22 protein-coding genes and 1 pseudogene are annotated in these 24787 nt (G+C 38.5%); 12 read left to right on the top strand and 11 right to left on the bottom strand.

Annotated elements, in window-relative coordinates; translation table 11 throughout:
* Positions 1–10: 10 nt before the first annotated feature.
* Both A8B79_RS15505 and A8B79_RS15510 read left to right on the top strand, forming a co-directional pair.
* Positions 11–214 (top strand): acetyltransferase, encoded by a 204-nt coding sequence (locus A8B79_RS15505; protein ID WP_066224588.1) that lies wholly within the window; start codon positions 11–13, stop codon positions 212–214.
* A complete protein-coding gene (locus tag A8B79_RS15510; protein WP_066224591.1) occupies positions 211–402 on the top strand; it encodes a DUF3565 domain-containing protein in 192 nt (63 codons plus the stop codon). The genes A8B79_RS15505 and A8B79_RS15510 overlap by 4 nt, the downstream gene beginning before the upstream one ends.
* Positions 403–483: 81 nt before the next feature.
* On the opposite strand, the gene nirK is transcribed toward A8B79_RS15510, so the two are convergent.
* The 3 genes from nirK to A8B79_RS15525 form a co-directional block, all read right to left on the bottom strand.
* On the bottom strand, positions 484–1590 hold the full coding sequence (gene nirK / locus A8B79_RS15515) for a copper-containing nitrite reductase (RefSeq protein ID WP_082894220.1): 1107 nt from the start codon (positions 1588–1590) through the stop codon (positions 484–486).
* A 195-nt stretch (positions 1591–1785) separates the two neighbouring features.
* Positions 1786–2481 (bottom strand): iron-sulfur cluster repair di-iron protein, encoded by a 696-nt coding sequence (gene ric / locus A8B79_RS15520; protein ID WP_066224594.1) that lies wholly within the window; start codon positions 2479–2481, stop codon positions 1786–1788.
* 75 nt (positions 2482–2556) lie between these two features.
* Positions 2557–3009 carry an RrF2 family transcriptional regulator gene (locus A8B79_RS15525; protein WP_201118659.1) on the bottom strand — a complete coding sequence of 151 codons (453 nt, stop codon included), beginning with the start codon at positions 3007–3009 and terminating at the stop codon, positions 2557–2559.
* A 299-nt stretch (positions 3010–3308) separates the two neighbouring features.
* On the opposite strand from A8B79_RS15525, the gene A8B79_RS15530 reads away from it, so the two are divergent.
* Positions 3309–4295, top strand: coding sequence for a c-type cytochrome (locus A8B79_RS15530; RefSeq protein WP_066224599.1), 987 nt, complete (start codon positions 3309–3311; stop codon positions 4293–4295).
* A gap of 15 nt (positions 4296–4310) precedes the next feature.
* Here the strand turns inward: A8B79_RS15530 and A8B79_RS15535 are convergent, their stop codons facing one another.
* The 5 genes and pseudogenes from A8B79_RS15535 to A8B79_RS16345 all read right to left on the bottom strand — a co-directional run.
* The gene (locus tag A8B79_RS15535; protein WP_066224602.1) at positions 4311–4985 is read right to left on the bottom strand and encodes a hypothetical protein; all 675 of its coding nucleotides are present in this window, start codon (positions 4983–4985) and stop codon (positions 4311–4313) included.
* A gap of 31 nt (positions 4986–5016) precedes the next feature.
* The gene (locus A8B79_RS15540; protein WP_066224605.1) at positions 5017–5673 is read right to left on the bottom strand and encodes a hypothetical protein; all 657 of its coding nucleotides are present in this window, start codon (positions 5671–5673) and stop codon (positions 5017–5019) included.
* Between the two features lie 62 nt (positions 5674–5735).
* The gene (locus tag A8B79_RS15545) at positions 5736–6842 is read right to left on the bottom strand and encodes an outer membrane protein assembly factor BamB family protein (RefSeq protein ID WP_066224607.1); all 1107 of its coding nucleotides are present in this window, start codon (positions 6840–6842) and stop codon (positions 5736–5738) included.
* Between the two features lie 2 nt (positions 6843–6844).
* Positions 6845–7945: an outer membrane protein assembly factor BamB family protein gene (locus tag A8B79_RS15550; protein ID WP_161485186.1), complete on the bottom strand. Its 1101-nt coding sequence runs from the start codon at positions 7943–7945 to the stop codon at positions 6845–6847.
* 184 nt (positions 7946–8129) lie between these two features.
* A pseudogene (locus A8B79_RS16345) lies at positions 8130–8240 on the bottom strand (DUF420 domain-containing protein); the annotation flags it as partial.
* 433 nt (positions 8241–8673) lie between these two features.
* Between A8B79_RS16345 and A8B79_RS15555 the strand changes: the two are divergent.
* The 3 genes from A8B79_RS15555 (at position 8674) to A8B79_RS15565 (ending at position 14681) form a co-directional block, all read left to right on the top strand.
* Positions 8674–11577, top strand: a complete 2904-nt coding sequence (locus A8B79_RS15555) for a TonB-dependent receptor domain-containing protein (RefSeq protein WP_066224612.1) — start codon at positions 8674–8676, stop codon at positions 11575–11577.
* A 19-nt stretch (positions 11578–11596) separates the two neighbouring features.
* The gene (locus A8B79_RS15560) at positions 11597–13033 is read left to right on the top strand and encodes a tetratricopeptide repeat protein (protein WP_066224615.1); all 1437 of its coding nucleotides are present in this window, start codon (positions 11597–11599) and stop codon (positions 13031–13033) included.
* Between the two features lie 70 nt (positions 13034–13103).
* The gene (locus A8B79_RS15565; protein WP_066224618.1) at positions 13104–14681 is read left to right on the top strand and encodes a calcineurin-like phosphoesterase C-terminal domain-containing protein; all 1578 of its coding nucleotides are present in this window, start codon (positions 13104–13106) and stop codon (positions 14679–14681) included.
* A gap of 62 nt (positions 14682–14743) precedes the next feature.
* Here A8B79_RS15565 and A8B79_RS15570 read toward each other — a convergent pair whose 3' ends face one another.
* The 3 genes from A8B79_RS15570 to A8B79_RS15580 form a co-directional block, all read right to left on the bottom strand.
* Entirely contained in the window at positions 14744–15313 is a 570-nt protein-coding gene (locus A8B79_RS15570; RefSeq protein ID WP_066224621.1) for a DUF420 domain-containing protein, read from the bottom strand.
* Between the two features lie 15 nt (positions 15314–15328).
* Complete coding sequence (locus A8B79_RS15575; RefSeq protein WP_066224624.1) at positions 15329–17749, bottom strand: alpha-ketoacid dehydrogenase subunit alpha/beta; 2421 nt, start codon at positions 17747–17749, stop codon at positions 15329–15331.
* 146 nt (positions 17750–17895) lie between these two features.
* The gene (locus A8B79_RS15580; protein ID WP_066224630.1) at positions 17896–19281 is read right to left on the bottom strand and encodes a class II fumarate hydratase; all 1386 of its coding nucleotides are present in this window, start codon (positions 19279–19281) and stop codon (positions 17896–17898) included.
* Positions 19282–19586: 305 nt separating this feature from the next.
* Between A8B79_RS15580 and A8B79_RS15585 the strand changes: the two genes are divergently transcribed.
* The 6 genes from A8B79_RS15585 (at position 19587) to merTP (ending at position 24786) form a co-directional block, all read left to right on the top strand.
* The gene (locus A8B79_RS15585; RefSeq protein WP_201118662.1) at positions 19587–20159 is read left to right on the top strand and encodes a helix-turn-helix domain-containing protein; all 573 of its coding nucleotides are present in this window, start codon (positions 19587–19589) and stop codon (positions 20157–20159) included.
* Between the two features lie 349 nt (positions 20160–20508).
* Complete coding sequence (locus A8B79_RS15590) at positions 20509–23013, top strand: heavy metal translocating P-type ATPase (protein WP_066224633.1); 2505 nt, start codon at positions 20509–20511, stop codon at positions 23011–23013.
* Between the two features lie 67 nt (positions 23014–23080).
* Positions 23081–23227, top strand: coding sequence for a hypothetical protein (locus tag A8B79_RS16250; RefSeq protein ID WP_201118665.1), 147 nt, complete (start codon positions 23081–23083; stop codon positions 23225–23227).
* Positions 23228–23272: 45 nt separating this feature from the next.
* Entirely contained in the window at positions 23273–23713 is a 441-nt protein-coding gene (locus tag A8B79_RS15595; protein ID WP_066224636.1) for a MerR family transcriptional regulator, read from the top strand.
* 81 nt (positions 23714–23794) lie between these two features.
* Positions 23795–24175: an ArsR/SmtB family transcription factor gene (locus A8B79_RS15600; protein WP_066224640.1), complete on the top strand. Its 381-nt coding sequence runs from the start codon at positions 23795–23797 to the stop codon at positions 24173–24175.
* Positions 24172–24786 (top strand): mercuric transport protein MerTP, encoded by a 615-nt coding sequence (merTP, locus tag A8B79_RS15605; RefSeq protein ID WP_066224643.1) that lies wholly within the window; start codon positions 24172–24174, stop codon positions 24784–24786. Before A8B79_RS15600 ends, merTP begins: the two co-directional genes overlap by 4 nt.
* The last annotated feature ends 1 nt before the right edge of the window (position 24787 follow it).

The following is a 24787-nucleotide window of genomic DNA, read 5'->3' on the forward strand; positions in this document are numbered from 1 at the left end:
TTATTAAGCAATGTCTTTGAATTCTGATCGATCTCCTCTTAAAAGTAATTCGGAAGCCGAAATAGTCCGTGATGCCTGTATAGCTGCTGCTAAAGAGGGATTTATGGATGCCTCCATAAGTGGTTTATGTAATGAAGGAGCTGTTGAAGCAGCTATTAGTGCCATTCAGAAGCTGGATCTTGCCAAAGTACTTGCTGACCAAAAAGATAAATGAAGCGAGCTATTGTCGGTTTTCATAAAGATGAAAAAGAAGATTGGGTTGCGGATCTGGAATGTGGCCATCAGCAGCATGTTCGGCACAACCCTCCCTGGCAAATTCGTGAATGGGTAACTACTGAAGTGGGTCGACACAATAAATTAGGTTATTTATTGAATTGTAAAGAATGTGATAAGAAACTTTAATTTCTTGTTTAAAAAAAAGACACCCAAGTACTCGTTAGGTGTCTTTTATTGTAATTTTTAAGCTACTCTAAGTAACCAAGATTATTTTTTCTTTTCTATTTTTTTTGGCTCGCTTATTTGTTTCATCAAATCGTCATTCCATTCACCCTCAACTTCTACAATACCAACTGCACCGAAAGACATCGCTTCAATTAAGTTATGATTTACATAAGCATAAGTACCTGGCTGTCTAAATTCGTAAAGCATGGGAACAGCTGCCCCTCCGGGTATTGCCCAGGTTTCGTAGTTTGTGGAAGGTTTATCTCCAAAAGAACCGCCGTTCCAAACAAGATCAGCATGACCGCCAATTAAGTGCATTCTTGTATCTCTGTTAGCTTGCGCAGATACAAAAAGAACTTTGTCTCCCACTTCTGCTCTAAGAGCATTCTCACCAGTTAATGCGCCTTCTACGCCATTAAATATAATATGAGTTGGAGTTAATGTTCTAAATACTCCCATCATATCACCGAATCCTTCAGATGGGAAATCATATTCTTTATAATCTCCACCATCATCAGTTGGGATATAATAATCCTGTTCCACAACATAAAATGCTTTATCAAATGTAACAGGTTCGCCTAAGTTATCAGTTAATCCCTCTCTTGGAAGTACCATTATAACTCCGTTCATACCGGAAACTACATGCAATGGAACCATCATACCGCCCGGTGCACAGTGATATACAAATGTACCTGATTTGGTTGCCTTAAATCTCATCGTAACTTCTTCACCAGGATTTACAACAGTTAAATCGCCTCCCCCCATTGCTCCTGTAGCAGCATGAAAATCTATATTGTGCTGTAAGCTATTACTTTCCGGATTGATCAATGTAAGCTCTACATAATCGTTCTCATGTACAACAATCATCGGCCCTGGAACAGAACCATCAAAAGTCATAGCCCAAATAAATACTCCAGGAGCTATTTCGAGTTTTTTCTCTTCAATAGTTAATTCAATTTCAACCACTACAGGTTCTTTTGGTCCCACCTGATCAAATTCCGGTAAAAATGGTGGTGCAACCATTTCCTGTTTAATACGCTTTAAGTAGTCCGGGTTATCCTGTGCATTTATTCCGAAAGTAGATCCAAGAATTACTACCACAGTCATTAGTACAGGAATTTTTTTAAGAATGTATGCTGATTTTTTCATTTTTCTGTATTTAAGATTTAAGACAATTTTATCTTATTTAAAATTAAACTATTTATTTCACCAAGAATTTATCCATCAAATGTGAATTTAAGATGAAGGCGATTATATATAACTCCCTGTTCATCTTTCAGAAATTGGGATAGTTTCACGAAGTCCTTAAAAATTCAAATTCAGGTTTAAACTCAGAAATCACTATCAATTCATTCTGGCTTCAAGTTGCAGTGCCTTAGGAAATAAAATATTGTTCTCAAGGTGAACGTGCTTATGCAAGTCTTTTTGGAAGCCCTCTAGATTCTGAAATAGTACACGGTACGAAGCGCAGGCTCCTTCAGGAGGTGTAAAATTATCGGTAAGCGATTCAATTTCAGCCATCAGCTCACCAGCTTGTTCGTGCTCAGACTCTAGAATATCCAATAGAGATTCTTTAACTGAACCAATTTTTTGCAGTTGAACCAAGTCCTTGATCTGCGGAAATAAATCTTCTTCTTCTTTTTCCAGGTGATCGATCAACTCATAACTTAGCCGCTTAACCTTATCAAAAATTTCAATCAATTCAGGATGATTACTTCCATGTACCCGAGCTACTTTCTCTGCGTAAAAGTTTAATTCGGGTAACATTTTACGAACAAAATTATGATGGTTTTGGACAATATAATCTACCAAAAAGTCTAAATTCCAATCATTAAAGTTATGTTGCTCCGTTTCCAGATCTTGAAGTAGATTCAGCTCTCCTAATACTTCATCAAGTTCAATGTTTTTCGCTTCACAAACCGATGACAAAGTTTTCTTGCCTCCACAACAGAAATCCATCCCTCTGGATCTGAATATTTGAGAAGCTCTGTAATCTTCTGCTACTATTTCACCGACTGTTCTTTGAGCTAATTCTTTCATGTTTATTTTATTTAAAGTTATAAGACTATTTTATCTTATTTATATGAATTTTATATTAAGTGTGTTTATTTAATTTTAATCCCAGTTAAAACTTCCGTCAGCCATTAACCTAAATTTATTCTGCTTTCCCTCTCTTGCAAGCTCACTTAACGTAGTTCGTTCTAACATCCCCTGAATAGATGCTCTTGTTTCAATCCAACTTTCATGCAGTGGACAAGGAGTAGCTGACCCACATCCGGGTAAACCCAAAGCACATTGAGTAAATAATTCAGGTCCATCAATTGCAATCACCATGTCCAACAATGTGGCTTCTCTACCCTTCTTTGTTAAACGAATACCACCCTTCGGACCTTTATAAGATTCCATGAGTGATTCAGCTGTAAGCTGTTGAAGAATCTTGGTTAAAAAGTGAAATGAAATCTCAAGTTTATCGCTCATTTCTTTAATAGAATTAAATTCTTCATCACTTTTTGATGCCAGATATATAGAAGCTCTCAGCCCATAAACACAAGATTTCGATAACAACATACTTTCTATTTAAGAGTTTATTGTCTTAAATATAAGAAATTGAACAGCGAATACAATAACGTTTTACAAAAGTAAGAAGTCCAGTCTGCGATGAACCCCAATTGAAAACTAATTAACCGATTAAAAGGCAAAAACAGGGCATTTTCTAAACTTTAAAGATTACAAACGAAAAGCGCTGTAAAACAATATTTTATACCGGTATAGATTTTTTCATTTTTATTAAACAAATTAACGTCAGTCATTTCTGAGGTATTAGAGATTGCAGAGGGGAAAATACCTCTTAACTAAAATTGGGGATTATGAAAAAGCTACTGAAAGTACTCGGGGGATTACTGGGTGTTGTTGTAATTGGAATATGTGGTTTACTAATTTACGTAAGAACTGCACTACCAAATGTTGATCCGGCTCCTGATCTAAAAATAGAACTCAAAGACGATCGTATACAGCGTGGGGAATATCTTGCTAACACAGTATTTGCATGTGTAGATTGCCATTCTGATAAAGATTACACCAAATTCGGATTAACTATTAAAGAAGGAACAAAGGGTAAAGGCGGTGCTTTGTTTGGTTCAAAAATGGGTCTGCCGGGCGATTATTATGCAAAGAACCTGACTCCATATTATTTAGGTGATTGGACCGATGGCGAAATTTTCAGAGCGATTACCACCGGAGTAGACAAGGAAGGCAATGCGTTATTTCCCATCATGCCGTATACCAATTACAGAAGAGTTGATAAAGAAGATATTTACGATATAATTGCATACCTGCGTACGCTGGAACCCATCGAATATGATGTTCCCGAATCTTCATCTAATTTCCCAATGAATTTTATCATAAACACCATTCCCGGTGAACCGGATTTTACGGAACGACCTGATCCTTCCGACAAAATAGCTTATGGAAAATATCTGGTTACCGCTGCAAGCTGTGCCGATTGTCATACGCCAATGGAACAGGGAAATCCTATTGAAGGAATGCAATTTGCCGGAGGAATGGAATTTGAACTCAAATCAGGGGGAGTGGTAACATCAGCTAATATTACCCCTGATATTAATACCGGAATTGGCAGCTGGACGGAAGAAGCCTTTATAACTCGGTTTAAAAGCTTTCAGGATACAAGCAATGTGATCAACAAAAATGTAGTTAAACCCGGCGAATTTAATACCGAAATGCCCTGGCGATTTTACAGCAATATGAGCGAAGAAGAGCTGAGTGCTATTTATGCATTTCTGAAAACACAATCGCCGGTTAATAATATGATTACAAAGTTTAGGAAGGAGGAATAAATTTTCTAATAGAAACTAAAATGTTATAGAAATACCTATACCATTGTATTGGAATGCGTACCCATAAGTTGCAGACTGAAAACTTATGGGTTGATAGAATACTCCAAAATCAGTTTCTTCATCAGAAAAGAGGTAGCTTATAATTACTCCTGATTCAGCAAACACTCCTTTAAGTGATATTTCTTTTTGTGCTCTGAGAGTAAAGCTTTTCTCGACTTGAATTCCATCAAAACGTACATACTGAAGTGAGAACACGTTAGTAACTCTTAAAGGGTACATTTTTTCTTTAGCACCAAATTTAAATAATTGAATGCTCCCGGATACTCCTATTCCAAGGTAACTATCGTAATCACGATCATTATCATTCAGTTCATTTCTTCTTCTGGAGCTGCTTCTATAGAAATTATTTCCATATTTCAAGCCAATACCCAGGTTATACTTTTCTGTCAATTTATAGTTTAGATGTAAAGTATGTGTCTTGAAAAAATTTTCTTCCGCATCCCCGGCTCCATAAAATATTTTTATAAAACCGGCTTCGCGGGGGGAAATAAATGAAGTTTCAACAGCATAAAAGTAGGTGAACGTAGTGTTTCTCTTTTGATCGGATATTGCGCTGTCTGAATTCTGACTCAGAACAACCCCGGTCATTAAAACAGTTAATCCCGCCCCTATTAATATTGTTTTTATCATCCGGATGAATTTTAAATCCTCAAACTACAGTCTATATTTTTATTTCAAGACCAATTCTTTGAGCTCCAAATCCAAACCCTTTATTTTGAAGCCTTAAATAAATTGGTTCCCACAAAAAAACAACTCTGTTCTCTCTCCCTGCTTTCCTGGAACCTAATCTTAAATTTAAGGCTCCTTCCATGCCAAAAATACTTTCAGAAAATTCTTCAATTCTGTCATTATTGGAGTTAGGATTGTCAAAAGCTCTGTCTCCCTTAAAATAAAGAAATGCACCTGCAGCCCTGTATCCCAATTCCAATTTTAGATTCTTAGTTTTTTTATTTTGCCACAAAATCCGATGAAAATTTAATCCCACATTCCAATAACTATCAAACTCTACTTCCCCATTAAGTCCACCGTTTCTTTCTTCAAGATCATCGGGCCCAACACTTATCCCATATCTGAAATATCCACCTAATTGTCCAAAATCAAAATACTTTCCTATTTCTGCTCCGACCGTTATATAACTATTTACGTTGAACTCAAATGGATCTTCAAAATAAGTTTCCTCTATATAACTCGGAAGTAATACGAAATCCAAAGAGGCATCAGGAACTATATATATACCCGTTGAATCCTGACTAACAGCATGTTGTGTACATAAAAAACTTATTAATACGGTAGTAGTTAAAACTGCATATATTTTCATTGTTCACTTCTCTTTTTGTCTTTTATAGTTTGATACTTGAAATCTATTAGCACGGCTAATTGCTAATCCCTAAGGTGCCACGGTTGGTAAGCAATAAGCTGATTACTGGTTTGGACAAATACTTTGTCTGATGAAGCGGCTACGTGCCATAAGAAACCTCCGGGTGATGGTTCTTCATGAACTAATTCACCTGTTTCTGCATCTATCACGAACAAACTATTATGGTCGGAATGATATATATAGCCTTCTAAATAGACAGGCTTTACAATGGTTGAACTTGTCCAAGTAAAGGTCCAAGCTAAATCACCATTTGTTTTTTCTAAAGCAAAGAGAGACACGCCCGTATTTATATATAAGTAGTTTGGACCAATTATAAAATCCTGCGTTAATATTTCCGTGTTTGTATGCTCCCAAATTAGCACTCCGGTTTCTGCATTTAATGCTATAAATGTATTTTCAGGAGAGTTTCCAGTTGTTCCGGCATATAAAACTTCATTACTAATTTGAGTCGATGCACTTACACCACTTCTTTCTGTGTTGTAAACCCATAAACTATCACCAGTTTGAGCATCAATCACTGTGATCCGTCCCAATGTTAAAAGACCATGTACATTACTCCCCTGACCCACATAAATTTTATCAGCATTGTAGGACAAGCCTTGTACTCCATATTCTTTATCAAGCTGGTTTATGTTTTCAACACTACCTGATTTATTCAAAATAAATAGCTTACTATTTTCGGATGTAAACGCATATTTATTTTGAAAAGAAACATGCTTTCCGGTGAGCCTTGGTTTTAATTCATTAGCTTCATAATCAAATTCCCATTCTAGACTTCCATTAGAAATATCCCACGCTCTTATCTTATCAGTATGGGCAGCTGCTATCTGGTTTCCGTTTATTAAAAATAATCGTCCTTGCAGTATGTTGTCATCCTCAAACTGATATTTCCATACTTCTTCACCTGTTTCTTCCTTTAAGGCGTATATAAACAAGCCACCTGACATGACGATTTTATCTTCATGAACGACTGGAGAAGCCCCCCCGGCAGTTCCATGCGGAACTTCCCAAAGCTTGAGTAATTCTTTTGCTTCCTCAGGAGGTGAATAACTTGGTTGGATGCATGAAATCCATACCAAAAGACTTAGAAAAAAGCACCTGAATTTCATTTTCAATTATCTCTTAAGTGCCACGGTTGGTAAGCAATAAGCTGATTACTGGTTTGGGCGAATATTTTGTCTGAAGAGGCGGCTACGTGCCAGAAAAAACCTCCTCCCTCCGGTAACGGCTCTTCATGTACTAATTCTCCCGTTTCTGCATCTATCACAAATAAGCGATTGTGATCTGAGTGGTAAATGTAACCATTTAAGTAAACAGGCTTAATCAATCCAGCTGAACTATTCCATTCAAAAACCCATACCTTTTGACCATTAGTTTTATTTAATGCAATTAATTTGCCTCCGGTATTTACGAAAACATATTTTGGACCTAAAACAAAAGATCGGGTAAGAATCTCAGAATTAGAAAATTCCCAAATTAATTCTCCTGTTTCTGAATTTAAAGCTACAAATGTATTTTCTGGAGAATTGCCAACTGTTCCTGCGTATAATATACTATTAGAAATTACCGGCTCTACTCTTGTAAACCCACTATTATCAGTAATATAACTCCATAAACTATCTCCAGTCTGTACATCAAAAGCTATTATTTTTCCTTTAGTAAGTGCTCCGGTTATAGTTTTACCCATAGTCATAAATAGCTTATTATTTAAATATGCCAAACCAGCACTTGCAAATTCAAACTGAACTGAAAAACGAATAGAGCCATCTGGATTGATCACATATGTGTCTAAAGTATCGCCTATTATGGCATACCCGTCTTCTAATACGGCGTGCCTACCCAAATTAAATGATTGAACTCCATCCTCTTTTGTTAAAGTAACTATAGACTCGCCTGTTTCTGAATCCCAAATCTTTATATCTTTTTTGTGATTGGTAATTATTCTTCTTCTTTTTTCATCAAAAACTAGTTTTTCGCAAACTAATGCTCTTTCATTGTCAATTATACCTCTCCAAATCTCATCTCCGTTTTTGGAGTCAATGGCAACTAATTCTAATTCTCCGGTATAAATTAACTTTGACTCTTCGATAACTAATGGTTGCGCATCAGGCGCATCGATAAGATTTGTTTCTTTGTGCCAAAAAATCTTCAACTCCTCAACCTCTTCAGGTGGAGAATAAGTTGGCTGGATGCATGAAATGAATAGGGCCATTGGGAAAATTGACCAAACAAAACACCTTGTAAGATTGCTCACCGAAACCATAAGCACCCCATTCTATTTAAGACCCCTGAATAAGAAGTCTCTGCGTAAATCTAAATTATTATAAACTTAGAGATACATTAATTACATGAGGAAGAAAGAGCGTATTTGTTACACTTTGATTAGAATATTTTTTCTACCCAATAAACTTCAGCATAAAAAAGATCACTACACCGGTAATGGATACGTACAGCCAGATGGGAAATGTCCACTTGGAAACTTTGCGGTGTTTTTGAAATTTTCCCGAGAGGTTAAGTAAAACTGATTAGAGCTAACTGTGCTCAGGAAACTAAAAACTAACACTCCAATCTTTAGAGAATAAGACCCATAAAGAACTGAAGCCAACTTTTTCAAGCTCACTAACAGCATACAAACTAATACTTAAATGCTGCTTATTCACACTGGTAAAATAACTTTGATTTTAACTATAAAAGACAAGAATATATTTTCTTAGGGTTGCATTATCCTAAGATTAACATTTAGCAAAAATCTCAGTTTTACATCCCTTCTGTTTAATTCTAATTGCATCTATTTTAATTAGATATAATCAATCTTTTAAAGATTATTTCTGCGCATTTCTTTCGAGATAAATAAGCATAATGCAATCGTAATACGGGCTTAATAAAGCCTCTTTAGTTTGCGGACTAACACAAAATCCAACAACTAAGATTAGTATTACAATGACAATAATTTTACTTCTGATAATGCTGGTATTGCCGCATTCAGAACTTCCTATTCCGCAAACCGCTAGCACCCTACAAGGTGTGGTAATAGATGCTGCAAATGAAGACCCCATTGCCGGGGTAACACTTTCAATTAGTGGAACCACCATTGGAGTCGCTTCTAATGCAGATGGCTCTTTCCTTCTTAATATTCCGGAAATTGATCTCACAAATAAATCGCTTGAAGTTAGATTTGTAGGTTACAAAACCCTTTATATCCCCTTTTCTGACATTGACTTAGAAGAGCAATTGTCATTAGAACTGGAGCAAGATCTTTTAAAGGTAGATGAGATCGTAGTTACCGGTCAAGGTATTAACATGGAGAAAAGAAGGCTTTCTACCAATATTACCTCAGTAACGGAAGAAGAAATTGAGCTTTCCTCTTCTAACCGAGTAGATCAACTTTTACAGTCTAAGATCCCTAATGCTCAATTTAGATTAACAAACGGTCAGCCGGGAAGCTCTTCTATAGTAAGAGCAAGAGGAGTTGTTTCTGCCTTTATTAATTCAACACCCATCATATATGTGGATGGAGCCAGAGTTGATAATTTAAATACTGCTGCACAGCTTGGGGGTGGATCAACTAGTGGAGCCGCAAGTAGTTCTTTAGCAGATATTCCTATAGAAAATATTGAGAGAATTGAGTACATAAATGGTGGAGCTGCAACTACCATGTATGGTTCTGATGCTGCCAATGGCGTGATACAGATTTTCACTAAAAAAGGTGGTGATGGAGACCTTCAGGTTAGTTACAACGCTCAACTAGGATCAACAGCTCCCACAAATGATTATCTCTATTTTGATCGTACTGCTGAGCTACTCTTTCAAACAGGCTTATATCAAAAACATGATGTTCAGGTAAATGGTGGAACTCAAAAACTTGGATATAGTTTTTCAGCCGGGATAACTGATGATGAAGGTTTTAGAATTGCCAATCAGAATGAAAATACAAAAGTTGATTTCCGATCTGGTTTTTCTTCAAAAATAAATGAGAAAACAGATTATAAAAACTCTTTTGGTTACACAACCAACACTTTCAGAAGAGCTAGAAATGGAAATGCCGGTGGATATACAGGTTTATGGTATACTGAGTCAGGCTCTTCTTCTTTTACAGGACCTGGTTTTAATCCTAATTTAAACCAGTTATCTGATGCTGACTTTGAACTCATGAAAAGCTACGTTCAAAAAGCAGAGGAAACTCAGGATAATAAAACGAATATCAATCGATTCCAGACTTCACAAGTTATAGAGTTTAAGCCGCTTAATACGTTGCTCATAAAAGCTACTGCCGGTGTCGACTACAGGTCTCAAGATGAAGAAACATATACAACTAACGAGTATCTGAATCATGTGGATAACCGAACTCCTGCTAACAGCCTGTTTAACCGAGGATCCATCAGCAAGTTTAACCGAACCTATCTGGGATTAACCGGAGAACTTAATGCGCAGCATAAATATGATGTAAGCAATTTCTCTTTTATAAGTACGGTAGGAACTCAGTTTTTCAGAAATGAAGATCACCAGGTTGCTTATCGCGGAATTGATGTAAGAGATGGTGCCCGCTCTGTTTCACAAGCCGCAAATACTGAAAGTAGCGAATACCTTTCTGAGGTTGCAAACTATGGAATCTATTTTCAGGAAAATATGGGATATAAGAATCGTTACTTCTTAGAATTTGGAATAAGAGGTGACGGAAACTCAGCTTTTGGTGACAATGTGGGCACACAATATTATCCTAAAGCAGGAATAGCATACTTAGTAAGTGCTGAACCATTCTTTATCAATACATTTGGTAATTCTGCATTTTCGTATTTCAAAATTAAGGCCAACTATGGACTTGCAGGTAATTTCCCAACTCCTTTTGCGGGAGAAAGAACAGTCGACTTTGATGGATTCTTAGGTGGACAAGCGGCTACTTTTGGTCAAGAGGGAAATCCAAACTTAAAGCCTGAAAAGGTTTCCAGTTTTGAGATTGGTGCTGATTTCGGATTTGTTGATGACAGGATCTTTCTAAACGCTAACTATTACTTTACCGAAACGAATGACGCTTTATTCTACGTCCCTCTGGAACCAAGTGTTGGTACAGGCACTCAGTTACAAAATGTAGGTGTAATTGAGAACAAAGGATTTGAGTTTGCAGTTACAGCCATTCCCGTTTTAACTCAGGACTGGAATGTTCGTGTTAAAGCCGCTGTAAATACGCTCGATAACAAGGTTATTGACGCCGGTGGAGCAAGCCCTTTCAATATTAATGGATTTAGTGCCAGAACCATCCAAACAGTTGTTGAAGAAGGATACCCTGTTGGTTATTTGAGAGGTAACAAAGGCACCTTTGTGAATGGTGTTTTAGACTCTACTACTCCGCAAGCTTTTTTAGGAAGTACAATTCCTGATTTTTTTGGAAGTCTATCTTTAAACGCTAACTATAAGAGACTTACTTTCTTTAGTAATGCCGACTTCCAAACCGGAGCATATGCTCATTCTTTTGAACGACAGTTCCGCTTCAATTATGGTGCTTCTGACAACAACGAAGGAATCCCTCAAACTGAGGTAGATGCCAACGGCACTTCTAACTGGCTTAATTTCACAGATCATTTCGTTGAGAAGACTGATTTCTTCAAAATTAGAACCATCGGTCTTAACTATACATTTAGCAAAGGCTCTTTTGCAGGTGTTGCTGAAAGCGTATCCATAGGCTTTAGCGTAATTAACCCTATCAATTTTGCCAGCTCTTCTTTTGATCCTGAAGCAACTCAAAGTGGTGGCGATCAAGGCCAAAACGGGGCTACAACCGGTGGTATCGCTTATGCGGCCGAATCTGCACCTCGCCAGTTCTTAGGATCATTAAAAATCACATTTTAAATATCATATATAACACACTATGAAGAATTCAATAATCGCTCTATCAATTTTTGTGGCTCTGTTTTTACAGGGATGCGGGCTTGATGCCGTAGAGAACCCAAATGTTACTACAGATAAGTTTTTAGACTCCCCCCAATCAGCAACAAATTGGGTAAATGGTTCCAGATCACAAATGGCTAGCACTATCAATGTGATCATAGAACTTACAGAACTAACTTCTGACAATTACTATAACAACCGAACAATAAGCAGTAAAGTATTCGATATCCCTCAGATCGATTATACAGATTTGGATGTAGGACGAATTCAGTCAGCAATACATTCATTGCGCAGAACTGCAGATTTTGGACTCAATACAGTACTCCCGAAGGACCCGGACAGTACTCCGGAGCAAGAAGCAGAACTCAAATTCTATTTAGCAGTTTCTCAACTTTTCTCAGGAGAATATTTTGAAGCACTTCCTAACGAAGCTTTAGGAGCACCTCTTTCTTCAGAAACACTACTGGGGTTAGCAAATACAACCTTTGATGAAGTAATTTCACTAGCGCCAAATAGTGACTTTGCCAAAGCTGCTTTAATAGGTAAAGCTCGAATTGCCTTTCATCTTAATAGCACGGTTGACTTACGCACTTTAGCTACATCTGTAGTTAATACCACCCCTCAATTCACTTACCAAGTTCAGTTTGATGGGATAAACGGACCGTCTAATTCTTTCCAGAATTTATTATTCGACTCCTCTCAAGATGAATTTGCTCCATTACCTCGTCTGGATTTTTTAGATCCTAAATACTTCAGTATTGATGGAGCAGGAATCAGTCAGATTCCGGTAAACCTGTTCAAATCAGAAGAGGCTTACCTGATGCTTGCTGAACTTGAGTTAAAAGAAAACGGACTAGCAAGTGCGCAACCTGTTTTAGTTGACTTATTAAACGATGTTATCGCAAATCGTGATGTAACCTCGATCGATGATTCAAGAGAAACAAGATCAGGTGGTAACAGAACGGATTACCCGTTAAGTGATACTGTAAAAGTTAGATTCTCACAAGGTGAACCTCCTTTAGACGATTTCATTTTAGACAGACAAGACGGAAATGTGAGCATTCCAACTGTTTCCGGTACTTCCGTTACTGTTGCTCAAATCAACAATGCAGCTACAGTAGATGAACTGCTTGAGATCATCTATTTGATGAGACAAGAGATTTTTATCGCCGAAGGACGCAGAGTGGTAGATCTTGGGATCAAATATCCAATATCTCAGCAAGAGCAAGCCGGCAATACCAATATTTCTGATAACAGTCCTTATCTGGATGCGATCATTCCAAATTTCATCCCGCTTAGCAGAACAATGGATGACTTCACAGTAGACGAAGCTCAGGGAATAGTAACTATCGCTGTAAATATGAACAACGTGCTGGTACAAAACAAAAACTCTGATTTTGTTTTACCGCTTTGGTAATAAAAATAAACCGATTTCCAGAGGGAGTACTAGCTACTCCCTTTTTTTTAAAATTAAAAATAGAGTACTAATGAACTTCTACAAATTTCTAACACTCATACTTGTTTTCGCTTTTTGCAGCTCAAATGCTATTGCGAAAAAACAGTCGAAAGAAGTAAATGGCACCGTCTTTTTAGATAACAATGAAAACGGAATCCTAGACAGCAATGAAAAGGGTCTCGAAAATATTCTAATATCTAATCAGAAGGAAGTAGTTAAAACTGATGGAAATGGAAAATACACCATTACATTAACTCCTGGTCAGGCATTGATGATCGTTAAACCATCCGGCTACGACATACCTATCAATGAATTTCAAATCCCACAGAACAGTATTGCATACGAGCCAAATGGCTCTCCTGAATTAAAGTATGGAGGTTTAAAACCTACCAAAAATTTCCCATCGGAAGTTAACTTTCCACTAACGGTATCTGATAATGAGGAGACATTCAATGCCGTAATTTTTGGAGATCCTCAGCCAAGAAATGATAAAGAGCTTACTTATGTAAGAGATGAATTCCTTAATCAGGCTACAACAGAAGACGCTCGTTTTATGATGATCTTGGGAGACATCATGTATAATGACCTCTCTTTATTTGACAGACATATAGAATTGTTTTCGAAACCTGAAATTCCGGTGTGGCATGTAATAGGTAATCATGACATCGATTTCGATACCAAAGATAACCGCCATGCCAGAGACACTTTTAAAAGACATTTCGGAGCTAATTACTATGCCTACCAATATGGGAAGGTTACATACCTCGCCCTTGATAATGTAAACTATCTTGGCAGAAATGATGAAGGGCGGTCAAGATATGAAGGAGGAATTTGGGGCGACCAATTAATGTGGCTCGAAAACTTACTTCCAAATATTCCCGAAGATCATCTAATCGTTATCGCTACTCATATTCCTTTATATGCTTGGGGTGGTGAAACTCCGAATGTAAACACAAAGAACAGAGAAGATCTTTTTAAACTGTTAGAACAACGTGGTAAAGTGATAGCCGTTTCCGGTCACTTACATATGACCTACCATCACTATTTAAATGAAGAACAAGGCTGGAATGGAAAGAACCCAATGCATCACCTAACAACCACGGCTGTATCCGGAACCTGGTGGGGCGGTCCTGTTGATGAAAACGGAATTCCTACTACTACCCAAAGAGATGGCGTTCCCAATGGATATCATCGATTCACATTTAATGGTTCAAATTATTCAGAACAACTTGTGGGTTTGGGTGAAAGAGCTGACCTGCAAATTCGAATTGAATCTCCTGCTTTAAACTTTTCTGCTGATGAAATGCCAGAACGATTAGTGGTGAATGTTTTGAACGGAAATGAGAAAAATAAAACCTGGTACAGAATTAACAACGGAGAATGGGTTGAGATGGAACAAATCTCTGAATCCTCTCCTTACTTCAAGACACTGTTGGATAGCCATTCTGAAAACTGGTCTAATTCTACAAGAGCTATTCCAACGAATCATTTGTGGACAGCTCCCTTCCCTGAACTAGATCGTACTGAAAAGACTTTCACCATCGAAATACGCACGATCGACGCTTACTCGAAAGAATGGAGAAACACCAAAATTTTTGAGATAGATTAACCAAGAGAGAGATAGTAGAACTTTTAAAAGACATTCACGGAATTGGATGTCTTTTTTTTATTTTAGCCAATAAACTTCAGCATAAAAAAGATCACTACACCGGTAATGGACACATACAGCCAGATGGGGAATGTCCACTTGGAAACTTTGCGGTGTTTCTGGAATTTTCCGGTGAGGGCTAAATAAAAACTGGAGAGAACTAACGGAACTACAAAAACGGAAAGTGCTATGTGAGTGATCAGAATAAAGAAATACACATAGCGGATAATACCTTCCGTCATGAACTTCGTGTCTCCCTGAAAGTGATGGTAGATCACATAACTGGTTAAGAAAAGTGCAGAAGCGATAAAAGCAGAAGTCATGAATTTCATGTGTCTGCTGAAATTTCGCTTTCGGATCTCATTCAAACCCAATAAAAGAAAAACAGTACTCAATGAATTGAATGCTGCATTCAGCGCCGGTAAATAAGGAACCCAGGAATAGGAAGTTTCTGCGCCCTCTTTCCAATAGATCAGCCATACTAAGAATAACAGTGCAGCCAAACTCACTCCCACGATGATTCGAAATGCCGATTTAGCACTTACCTGTTGCAGAATTTTGGATTGTTCCGGAAGAGAGAAATTTTCAGACATTTGTGTTCTTATACTTTAATAGATTTCCGGAAAACGATCTTTTTCACATTCCTGCATAATTCCGTACACCGCTTCAAAGATGTCTTCAGCATTTGGCTTACTGAAGTAATCTCCATCCGTGGCATAAGCCGGACGATGTGGCTGAGCCGTTAAACATCGAGGTCTGGAATCCAAATAGCGATATCCGCCCTGCTCTTCAACAATATGTGCCATAATATAAGCTGCTGCTCCACCGGGAACATCTTCATCCACAACTAATAATCGGTTCGTCTTTTTCAGCGACTCCACGATCATATGGTTTCTATCGAACGGAAGCAGCGTTCTTACGTCAATCAACTCAACAGAAATTCCGGCTTCATCGAACTGAGAAGTCATTCCTTCAATGATATTGAAAGTAGAACCGTAAGAAACGATGGTAATATCATCGCCTTCTTTTACGATCTCAGGAATTCCGAGCGGCGTAGTGAATTCTCCCAGGTTCTCAGGAAGTTTTTCTTTTAATCGGTATCCGTTCAACGGCTCGATCACCATCGCGGGATCATCCCCCTGAATCAGTGTGTTATAGAATCCGGCAGCTGCGGTTAAATTCCTTGGCACACAAATATGAACACCTCGTAATCCATTGATCAAAACGCCCATCGGAGAACCTGAGTGCCAGATTCCTTCCAATCGATGTCCACGGGTTCTTACAATTAACGGAGCAGCCTGACCGCCTTTGGTTCTGTATCTCAGAGAAGCAAGATCATCACTCATTCCCTGAAAACAGTACAGCACATAATCCAAATATTGGATATCTGCAATCGGACGAAGTCCACGTAGCGACATCCCGATTCCTTGTCCAAGAATAGTGGCTTCACGAATTCCGGTATCAGAAACACGAATTTCACCGTACTTATCCTGCATACCTTCCAGACCTTTGTTTACATCACCTAGCTTTCCGGCATCCTCACCGAATACCAATGTATTCGGATATTTGTCAAAGATCTTATCGAAATTATCTCTGATCACAACCCTACCATCAACTTTTTTCGAATCATCTGAATACTTCGGCTTGATCTCCTCGATCTTAAGCGGAGAAAATTCTGTCTCACTGAGTAAGTGAGAATTAAATCGCTCTTTATTTGCTTCGGCACTTTCGTTTACCCAGCTCTTGATCGAATCTCTGGTAGAGCTCGATTTTCCGGCTGTTGCATATAATGCTTTACGACCTGCAGAAAGCACATCTTTTCTGAATGGATTCTGAACCATTTTCAATCTCTTAATGAGATCATCGATTGCTTCCGCACCGGATTCATCTTTCAGAGCTGCCAGCCATTCCAACATCTGCTTTTTGTCTTCCTTGATTGGAGAGATGTAATTATCCCACGCTTCTTTTTTGGCTTCTGTAGCTTCTTTGGAAGCTTCTTCTTCCAGCTCTTCTAATTTCTTTTTAGTGGCGATCTTATTATCTAAGATCCAGTCTTTTGTTTTCTGAAGACAGCAAAATTCTTCCTCAAACTTCAAACGCTCTTCATCTTTGTAGCGCTCATGCGAACCCGAAGTGGAATGTCCCTGTGGCTGTGTAACTTCATGAACATGAACCAGAACAGGAACATGCTCTTCACGTGCGATCTTCTCTGCCTTTTCATAGGTTTCCATCAGTCCCGGATAATCCCATGCTTTTGCAGTAAGGATTTCGTAGCCCGCCTGATCTTTTGTCCTTTGGAAACCACTTAACACTTCAGAAATACTTTCTTTTGTAGTCTGATATTTCTTGGAAACTGAAATTCCCCAGCCATCATCCCAAACCGACATTATCATCGGTACCTGTAAAACTCCAGCTGCATTGATGGTTTCCCAGAATACACCTTCAGATGTACTTGCGTCACCGATAGTACCGAATGCAATTTCATTTCCTTTGTTTGAAAATTTCTTCCACTCTTTTCCTTTCAGCGCTTTTTCGTTTCTGTACACTTTGGAAGCCTGAGCCAATCCCAGCAATCTGGACATTTGACCCGCAGTCGGAGACATATCCGCGGAAGTATTCTTCATTTTAGTCTGATCTTTCCACGTCCCGTCTTCATTCAGCAATCGTGTTGCAAAGTGAGCGTTCATTTGGCGACCACCTGAACTTGGCTCCAAATCTGTATCCGGAGTAGCATACAGCTGAGCGAAAAACTGAACCGGAGTAACTCCTTCTATGGCAAGCATAAAAGTTTGATCACGATAATAGCCGGATCTGAAATCACCATTTTTGAACACTTTTGACATGGCTATCTGCGGCATTTCTTTACCATCACCGAAAATACCAAACTTCGCTTTTCCGGTAAGTACTTCTTTCCTGCCGATCAAAGACATATGTCGGCTCAACCAGCCCAGCTTATAATCAGAAAGAATTTCCTTCTTTTTAGCCGCGCTAAAAGTTGACTTCTTTTTCTTCGTCTTTGTTTCTGCCATCTTCAAAAATTATATCGTTCAAAATAAATAGAATAGAGCCCGAATCGGGGGCATCAATAATACGGGAAAAGCGCTTTTCTTACAAAAACAGAACATTATTTAATGCCTGATTAACACTAATCCAATAAACACTGTTTTGGTGTGATTTACTCTGTAAATCCACCTTTCGTCATCTTGATGGGGTCCAGAGCGTTATCCAGTTCCTCATCAGACAGATCTGTCATTTCTTTTGCTACATCTTTCAAAGGTCTGCTTTCGGCAAACGCTTTTTTAGCGATCTTAGCTGCAAGGTCATAACCAATGATCGGGTTTAACGCCGTCACTAAGATCGGATTCCTTCCAACCATATCAGCAATAACATCTTTGCGCACTTCCAGTCTTGAAACAGAACGGTCAGCCAGATTTCTTGCGGCATTTCCAAGTATTTCAACAGACTGAAGTAAATTATGCGCTACCACAGGAAGCATAACATTCAGCTCAAAGTTCCCTGCTTGTCCTGCAACTGTAATAGTACTGTCGTTTCCGATAACCTGAGCACATACCATTGTCAAAGATTCTTCGATCACCGGATTTACTTTACCCGGCATTATGGAAGATCCCGGCTGAAGAGCCGCTAATTGAACTTCTCCTAATCCACCGTTTGGTCCTGAATTCATCCAACGCAGATCATTGCCGATCTTCATCAATCCAACAGCAATTGTTTTTAACTGTCCTGAAAGTTCTACCGGTGCGTCAACTGTCGCCTGAGCTTCAAAATGGTTTTCAGCTTCTTTGAAATCGATTCCTGTAAGTTCTGAAACTTTTGCTGCAAAATTCTTACCGAAATCAGCATGTGTGTTAATTCCGGTTCCTACAGCAGTTCCGCCTTGTGGCAACTCCGTCATTCTGACGAGTGCTGATTTAACGCGATCTATTCCCAGATCGACCTGACGTGCATATCCACCAAATTCCTGTTCAATAGTTACAGGCATAGCATCCATCAAGTGTGTTCGCCCTGTTTTTACTACATCAGCATATTCTTTTCCTTTGCTGATGAACGTATCACGCAGATGCTCAAGTGCAGGAATCAGATTATTTTTAACTGCAAGAACAGCGGATATTCTGATAGCAGTAGGAATCACATCATTAGAACTTTGACCAAAATTCACATGGTCGTTCGGATGAATTCCAAGGTCTTCACTCAACTCGTTTGCGCGGCGAGAGATCATCTCATTGGCATTCATATTTGATGATGTTCCGGAACCGGTCTGAAAAATATCGATCACAAACTCTTTATCGTGTTTTCCGTCAATTACTTCCTGAGCTGCTTCAGAAATTGCATTTGCAATATCCTTATCTAAAAGATCCAATCCTGAATTAGCAAGTGCTGCCGATTTCTTTACATATCCCAATGCCTGAATAAATTCACGGCTGAAACGAATACCGCTTATTGGAAAATTATCGTGTGCACGTTGGGTTTGGGCTCCGTAAAGCGCGTCTTTTGGCACTTTAACTTCTCCCATAGAATCTTTTTCAATTCTGAAATCGCTCATAGTCTCATCTAGTTTTAAACGTTCTTATAAACTGAGTTCTATTAAAATATCGTATAACCTTACCGATTAGTCATTCCTGCGGAGGCAGGAATCTAAATCTTGGTTTGAAACTCATTAGAAATATATCAAAGAATCCAGATTCCAGGCCTACGCCGTGGAATGACCTTGCATATACTCTAAAGATTTTTTTAAAGCAAAACTCAGATTTAAAGATAACACTTTTATTAATGATGAGCAGGCAAAATCGGTTGAATTCTATTCCTTAGAATTTGGTTACATTTAGCAGAATTAAAACAATTACGCCTGTGAGTGCTATTTCTGAGATCCGAATAAAGAACATGGTGTGCGACCGCTGTATAAAAGTGGTTCGGCAAAAACTGGAAGAACAAAACTTGCCTGTTCAGCATATTGAACTGGGTAAAGTTCTGTTTGATTGTCCGGTAGAAATCGATAATACAACGCTTGCAAAAGTATTGGAAGAAGAAGGTTTTGAGTTGATCGATGACGCCACTTCTCAACTTATTTCCAGAATTAAAATTTCCGTGATCAATCATATACATCATCACACAACCGGAGAATCATTCCATAATCTCACTGATTATCTGGAAAAAGAGATCGGTAAAAGTTATTCCAGTTTAAGTTCACTCTTCTCAAAAAATGAAGGCAGAACCATTGAGAAATATTCCATTCAACAACGTATAGAGCGAGTGAAGGAATTACTTATTTATGGTGAGAAAACAGTGAGTGAAATTGCTCATGAATTGGGATACAGCAGTACTCAATATTTGTCCAATCAGTTTAAAAGCGAAACAGGTCTCACTCCCACCGAATTCAGGAAACTTATTTCCTCAAAGAGAAAGCCTTTGGATGAGGTTTGAATTATTAATATCTCCTGCCTTCACAAGCCGTGAACGGCGTTGTATGTTAAAAATCTCTTTTTATTCCTGAAAGCATTTACGATTGAAGCGAATTAATTCCCTGCTTTTTACTTTGATATAAAGGGTTAAAACCCATTCTTGCTTATGTACGAGATTATTCCTCGAGCATAAGCAAGAAAGGACTTCAGTCCTGAGATAACAGATTACCCACCTATGAGCGAACAAATCAATGAAATCAGTGATCAAATCAGCGCAATCAGTGATCAAAATCCTACACATTAATTCATAAATTCTGTAAGTAGATTCTGATTGATTTGTCTCATATTAGCAACGAACAAATCACCAGATCATGAAACACACTTATCAAATTAACGGAATGAGTTGCAATGGTTGTAAAAGCCATGTAACCGAAGCACTTTCTAAAATTAAGAATGTTCAAAACGTCTCAGTATCACTTGAAGAAGGAACTGCAGAAATTCAGATGTCTGAACATGTAGAATTGGAAACACTTCAGGAAGCATTAAACGATCTTTCAGGAAATTATTCGGTCCAACTACCCGGCGATCATTCTCATCATGAGCATCCTAAGAAAGAAAAGAAAAAGAAGCAGAACGGAAACGGTGTGTTTTACTGCCCCATGCATTGCGAAGGTGACAAAACCTACGATGAACCCGGAGATTGTCCTGTTTGTGGTATGGATCTGGTTGAAGAGCAAAATATGAGTTCGGGCTCTTCTTCTGATATTTATACTTGCCCTATGCATCCTGAAGTTGAACAAAAAGGTCCCGGTTCTTGTCCAAAATGTGGCATGGATCTGGTTCCAAAAGAAGCCGATGAATCAGCGGAACAAAAAAAGTACAAAGAATTACTTAAGAAATTCTGGGTCGCAGTAGCTTTTACCCTTCCTATTTTTATCATTGCGATGTCAGAAATGATCTCTGAAAATCCATTGTATGAAATGATGGATGTACAGATCTGGAACTGGATTCAATTCGGGCTTTCTTTACCTGTAGTTTTCTATGCCACATGGATGTTCTTTGAGCGGGCTTGGCGCTCCATCAAAACATGGAATTTAAATATGTTTACACTGATCGGAATCGGTGCAGGAATCGCATGGCTGTTCAGTGTGTTTGCTTTGATATTTCCAGATTTCTTTCCGGAGCAGTTTAAGACCGATGCAGGAACTGTTCATCTGTATTTCGAATCCGCTACTGTAATCTTAACGCTGGTTTTACTTGGACAAGTATTAGAAGCTCGGGCTCATTCTCAAACTAATAATGCCGTAAAAGAGTTGATGAAACTCGCTCCAAACACGGCTATCAGGGTCAAAGATGGGAAAGAAGAAGAGATTCATATTGATGAAATTGAAGTTGGTGATCATCTGAAAGTAAAACCGGGAGAAAAAATTCCGGTGGATGGGAGCATCATTGAAGGACAAACTTCTATCGATGAATCTATGATCACCGGCGAGCCTGTTCCTGTAGAAAAATCGACAGACGATTCAGTGAGTTCAGGTACCATTAACGGAAACAGCTCTTTCATCATGAAAGCAGAGAAAGTAGGTGACGAAACACTCCTTTCTCAGATCGTGGATATGGTAAATAAAGCCAGCCGAAGTAAAGCGCCGATCCAAAATCTTGCGGATAAGATCTCAGGATACTTTGTACCTGCTGTCGTTTTAATAGCCATAATCACGTATGGAGTTTGGGCATTATTCGGTCCTGAACCTGCACATGTGTACGCCCTGATCAATGCTATTGCTGTGCTGATCATTGCTTGTCCGTGCGCCCTTGGATTGGCTACACCGATGTCTGTAATGGTTGGTGTTGGAAAAGGCGCTCAAAACGGAGTGCTCATCAAAAATGCAGAGGCGCTTGAGCGAATGAACGAAATGGACGTGCTTATTATCGACAAAACCGGAACCATCACTGAAGGTAAACCATCCGTGGAGAAAATGGTTTCTGTGGATGATGATTATTCCGAGGAGCAGATCATCCAATTTGTAAGCTCATTAAACAACGAAAGTGAACATCCGCTAGCTGAAGCCACCGTTAAATACGGAAAGTCTAAAGAGATCGAGTTTCTAAAAGTATCTGATTTCGAATCCATAACCGGACAAGGAGTAGAGGGAACCATCGATGGAAAAACCATCAAACTCGGTAACAGAAAAATGTTCAGTGATTCTGATACATCGGAACAAGACAAAATTGAGAAATCCCTCAGCGAGATCAGTGATCCCAAGACAATTTCCTGGTTAGCTGTAGATGGATCAATAGTTGGATATGTAGTTATCGCTGATGCAATCAAGAAAAGCAGCAAAAAAGCCATTCAAGCTCTTCAGGAAAAAGGAATAGAAGTAATAATGCTTACGGGTGACAATCCGCAAACAGCAAAAGCCGTAGCTGAGGAAATGAACTTATCTTCATATAAAGCGGAATGCCTGCCTCAGGATAAACTGGAAGAGATCGAGCGCCTTCAGGAAGAAGGAAAGAAAGTAGCCATGGCGGGCGACGGAACCAATGATGCTCCGGCTTTAGCTCAGTCTGATATAGGAATTGCAATGGGAACCGGAACAGATGTGGCTATGGAAAGTGCTATGATCACATTAGTAAAAGGAGATCTGAACGGTATTGTTAAAGCCAAAAATCTGAGCACGGAAGTTGTCAAAAACATCAAACAAAACCTGTTCTTTGCGATGATCTATAATTCAGTAGGCGTGCCAATCGCTGCCGGTGTTTTATTCCCGGTTTTCGGAATTTTACTGTCACCTATGATCGCGGCATTGGCAATGAGTTTCAGTTCTGTTTCCGTGATTGGAAATGCTTTGAGATTAAGAAGTGTAAAAATCACTTGACTCCGTACTAAGGTACAGGGCTTATATTACCTCCGGAATAGAAATACGAATAAACCGGAGAACAATTATGCCGTTTAAGAATGGAGAAGTTTATCAATGTCCCGACTCAGGTTGTGGATGCGAAGTAACCGTAACTAAAAGTGCACCGCCAAGTTGTGGTGGAACTCAAAATCCAACCTGCTGTTGCGGAAAAACAATGATCAAGATAGATTAAATTATATAGGTGGGATTAATTTCCCGTCTTTTGTTTTATTACACTATGGATACAAAAGAAAAGATCACATACAAAGTCGGAGAAGTAGCTCGCAAAGCCGGGGTGAATAAAGAAACACTTCGTTACTACGAAAAACGAAAACTCATCACTAAACCGGATCGCCGTAGATCAGGGTACCGCATATTTACTCAACACCATATTGATCAAGTCAAATTTATAAAAAGAGCTCAGGAACTTGGATTTACTCTCAGTGAGGTCAAAGAATTACTGGAGCTCAGAACTGATGAAAATACTACCTGCTCGGAAGTTAAAACCGAAGCTGAAGAAAAGTATAAAGATGTTGTTGAGAAAATCGAAGATTTGCAAAGAATTAAAACTACTCTCGTTGAATTGATTGATTCCTGTTCCGGTAGCGGTCCTAAAGGAGATTGTCCAATTCTGGAAGCATTAGAAGGCGAGAACGAAATGGGAGAAAACTTACGATAACAAGATCAAGTTGTAAGCAATATTTAAGTATTTGCTTAAATAATAAATTTATTATACTATTGAATAAACTAATCCCATATTATGAGTAAACAAGATTGTATAAGAGAGGTAGCTGACCTCAATCAAATAAACCGATGTATAAATTCCTTAGAACAGGTAGATACATCTATTTATAAATTAACTGATATTCTAAAATTAGCAGCGAATGACGTTAGGCTTAAAATTCTTTTTCTGTTAAATACTGAGGAAAAATTATGCCCTTGTGATCTCGGGGATATCCTGAATATGAGTATACCTGCTATATCTCAACATCTTAGAAAATTAAAAGATGGTGGTTTAGTCAATACAACCCGAGATGGGCAGGTTATTTTTTATTCTCTCAATCCTGTCTTTAAGAAAATTCTGTCTCCAATTTTCGGACACATAAATAACAACCAACTATTAAAGGTTTTAGCAGCATGAGTAAGCAAAAAGATAATCAAACAGAGACCAAGTGGATCGGAGCGGGAATCTTTGCCGCATTTTTAGCTTCTCTATGCTGCATCACTCCTGTTGTAGCTTTAGTAGCCGGTGTAAGCGGAGCAGCAGCCACTTTTTCCTGGATCGAACCATTCAGACCTTATATAATCGGGCTTACCGTATTATTGCTTGGTTATGCATGGTATCGAAAATTAAAACCCAATTGGGATCCGGATTGTGCTTGCGAAGAAAATCCATCTTTTCTGAATTCTAAAAGCTTTTTAGGAATAGTAACTGTAGTTGCCGCATTGTTAATAAGCTTCCCTTACTATTCGACTATTTTTACTTCGAAACCGGATCAGAAAGTTATCTACGTGCAGAAAGATCAGGTTGAAACTGTTTCATTCAATATTGAAGGTATGACCTGTGCGGGGTGTGAATCTGCAGTCTTAAGTGCTGTTCATGGAGTTAAAGGTGTACTCGAAGCTTCTGCTTCTTATGAAAATCAAAATGCTGTTGTCAAATTTGATAAAGAGAAAACAACAGTCCCAACTATTATTGAAGCTATAAACAAAACAGGTTTTATAGCTTCAGAAAGTGCCAAAATCAATTAAG

The sequence above is a fragment of the Balneola sp. EhC07 genome, assembly GCF_001650905.1.
GTDB lineage: Bacteria > Bacteroidota > Rhodothermia > Balneolales > Balneolaceae > Balneola.